The organism is Actinomycetota bacterium (assembly GCA_036280995.1).
GTDB lineage: Bacteria > Actinomycetota > CALGFH01 > CALGFH01 > CALGFH01 > CALGFH01.
Map to the genome: position 1 here is coordinate 1 of DASUPQ010000145.1, position 3343 is coordinate 3343.

The 3343-nt window shown below is 73.4% G+C and carries 2 protein-coding genes; both read right to left on the reverse strand.

What is annotated here, in order from left to right; all coding sequences use genetic code 11:
• Positions 1 to 510 (reverse strand): hypothetical protein (locus tag VF468_04575; GenBank protein HEX5877590.1); only part of this gene is annotated, 510 nt, incomplete at its 3' end.
• 24 nt (positions 511 to 534) lie between these two features.
• A complete protein-coding gene (locus tag VF468_04580; GenBank protein HEX5877591.1) occupies positions 535 to 3138 on the reverse strand; it encodes a sugar phosphate nucleotidyltransferase in 2604 nt (867 codons plus the stop codon).
• Positions 3139 to 3343 lie beyond the last annotated feature (205 nt).

Below are 3343 nucleotides of genomic sequence, written 5' to 3' on the forward strand. Positions count from 1 at the left end.
GACGTCCATGGCCGCGGCCACGCTCGCCTCGACGTCCAGCTCGACCCCGGCCCGGGACCGGGGCAGCGTCATGGTGGCGGCGCCGGCCTGGAGGGTCAGCGGCGAGGCCTGGACGGGCTCGGCCGCGGCCCGCAGGCGGTCGGTGGCCGCCGCTTGGGACAGCCCGGACAGGTCGACGCCCCCGACCCGGACCCCGCGCCGGACCTCGCCGGCGGCGGTCAGCTCCTGGGCGGCCAGCAGCCCGCCGGCCAGCACGACCACCAGCAGCCCGGCCAGGAGCGCCCGCGGCGTCCGGGCGAGCCGGCGCAGGGCTGACGCCGCCGACTCCGGTATCCGGCGAAGTCGGTCAGACGGCTCGTTGGGCTCGGCGGGCGGGTCGGCGACCGAGATGGTGGGCTCCTTGGTGCATGCCGTCCGGTCGGGCCGGACGGCGCGACACCGGCCGAGAGCGGGGGAAGCGGCCGGGCGAACGGAGAGCCTACGGCTCCGGGCGCCTCCGGGCAAGCCCATCCCGGCGCAGTGTGGACAAGCTGGTCAGTCCAGCTCGGCGGCCCGGCGGATGAGCGCCTCGTACTCGTCGGCCAGGGCGACGGCGCCGGCCTCGTCACCGGCCTCGGCCCACAGGTGGGTGATCGGCTCCACGGTGTCGGGGATGACCAGGACCCAGTCATCCCCCCAGGCACCCGCCCCGGGACCTGGCCCACCGGCCGACCCACCCGACCCACCGGCCGACGCCCCCGGCCCACCGGCGGGCTCCGCCGACCCGTCCGGCGGGTGGAAGACCTTGACTCCGTCGGTGTCGTCGACCCGCCGGCCCTTGGACGCCTCCACCAGCTGGCGCATGACCGCGCCCTTGCGCTCCCAGGCGGTCGGGACCCGGCGGCGGACCACCGACGGCTCGGGCAGGGCGTCCACGGCGGCGCCAAGGGTGGTGTCGTGGACGGCCAGCAGCTCCAGCAGCTTGCCGAACGACAGCAGGCCGTCATAGGCGGGGTGCAGCGCCGGGAAGACGTAGCCCCCGCCCTCGGCACCGGCGAACACCACCCCGTCGAGCTGGGCGGCCCGCATGATGGCGCTGGTCGCCAGCTTGCTCCCGTGGACCTGGCGGCCGTGGCGGGTGGCCAGGTCGGCGGCCAGCCGGGTGGTGGAGACGGGCAGGGCGATGCCGCCGCCCTCCTCGGTCCGCACGATCAGGTCGACGAACAGCAGCAGGGCCCGGTCCAGGCCGAGGATGGCGCCGCGCTCGTCGACCAGGACGATCCGCTCCCCGACGGCGTCGAACAGCACGCCCAGGTCGGCCCCGGAGGCGGTGACCAGCTTGGCCAGGCGGTCGAGGTCGGCCTGGCGCTCGTCCTCGGTGGGGGCGACCCGGTTCTCGTCCACGTGGCCGTTCACGATCAGGGTGTCAAGGCTCAACCTGGACAAGAGGTGCGGGAGGACGAGCGAGGCCGTGCCCCCGCCGGCGTCGATCACCGCCTTGAAGCCGCGGTGGCGCACGACCGCGTCGTCCAGGCTGTGGACCAGGGCGACGGCGTAGTGCTCGACCGCCCGCGGCGGGTAGCGCAGCTCGCCCATCTCCTGCCCGAACGCCCGGCGGAACTCCTCCCGGTAGTAGGTGCGCTCGATGCGCCGCCTGGTCCCCTCGTCGATGTCGCTGCCGTCGCCGCCGAACACGGACAGCTCGACCGACTGGCTGTCCCGGGGCGAGGTGCGCACGTACATGCCGCCCGACGCGCCCATCCGGGCGGCCGAGAACCGCACCGAGGGGGCCGGGGCCAGCTCCAGGTCCTCGCAGGTCACCCCGGCCGAGTTCAGCCCGGCGATGATGGCCCGCTTGAGGGCGCGCGACACCCGGCTGGCGTCCCGCCCCAGGGTGACCCTCGACCCCTTCTTGAGGGTTGAACCGAAGGCGGTGGCGACCCGCAGGACCATCTCGGGAGTCAGGTCGACGTTGCCGATGCCGGTCACCCCGTGCTCGTCGAACAGCCCGCGGGCGCCCCGGCCCTCCCAGATGATGGACTTGGTGACGATCGCGCCTGGTTCGACCGTCTTGTAGGGATAGACCTTGACGTTGGGCTGCAGGATGGCCCCGTGGCCGATGTGGGCGTTGTCGCCGACGACCACGCCGTCCTCGACCCGGGCGCCCTCCTTGACGTCGGCGCTGCGACCGACGACGCAGCCGCGCAGGCTCGTCCCGGGGCCGATGTAGGCGTTGTCGTGGACGATCGCCCGGTGCAGGAAGGCGTCGCGCTTCACGATCACGCCCGAGCCGACCACGCTGTACTCGCGCAGGCGGGCGCCCGCCTCGACCTTGGTGAAGTCGCCGATGAGGACGGGCGCGGTCAGGACGGCGTCGGGGTCGAGCTCGGCCCCCTCCCCCAGCCAGACCCCGGGCCGGACCTGGAAGCCGCGCACGTCGACCTTGACCTTGCCGTCGAGGATGTCCTGGTGGGCGCGCTGGTAGGCCTCGAGGCTGCCGACGTCCTCCCAGTAGCCCTCGGCGACGAAGCCGAACAGGGGCGCGCCCTGGTCGAGCAGCTTGGGGAAGACGTCGCCGGCGAAGTCGGACGGCTCCCCCTCCGGGATGTGGTCGAACACCTCGGGTTCCAGCACGTAGATGCCGGTGTTGATGGTGTCGGAGAAGACCTGGCCCCAGTGGGGCTTCTCGAGGAAGCGCTCGATGCGGCCGTCGTCGGTGGTGATGACGATGCCGAACTCGAGCGGGTCGGGCATGCGCTTGAGCACCACCGTGGCCAGGGCGCCGCGGCGGCGGTGGAAGCTCACGACCTCGTCGAGGTCGATGTCGGTCAGGGCGTCCCCGGAGATGACCACGAAGGTCTCGCCGAGCATCTCGGCGGCGTTGCGGACGCTGCCGGCCGTGCCGAGCGGGGTCGGCTCGGTGGCATAGGTCAGGTCCACCTCCATGTCGGCGCCGTCGCCGAAGTAGTTGCGGACCTGGCTGGCCAGGAACTGCACGGTGACCACGATGTCCTTGAACCCGTAGTCCCGGATGTGCCGGACGATGTGCTCCATGATGGGCCGGTTGCCCACCGGGAGCATGGGCTTCGGCTGGTTGGCGGTGAGGGGGCGCAGGCGGGTGCCCTCCCCGCCGGCCATGATCACCGCCTTCACCGGCATCCCCCGCGGGGCCGAGAGGACGAGACGCTTGTAGCCATGGAGATTCGTTCCCTTGTCTCTTCGGCGCCCTGCCAGGGACGCGTGGTCGTTCGGGGCGACCGGCCGGTGGGGTCGCCGGCACCTGGGCGCCCGGACCGGGATCCTGGGTCTGGGCCGGCTCGGCCAGACGGCCGGCGGCTCCTGTCGGCGCTAGGAGCCGGCCTCC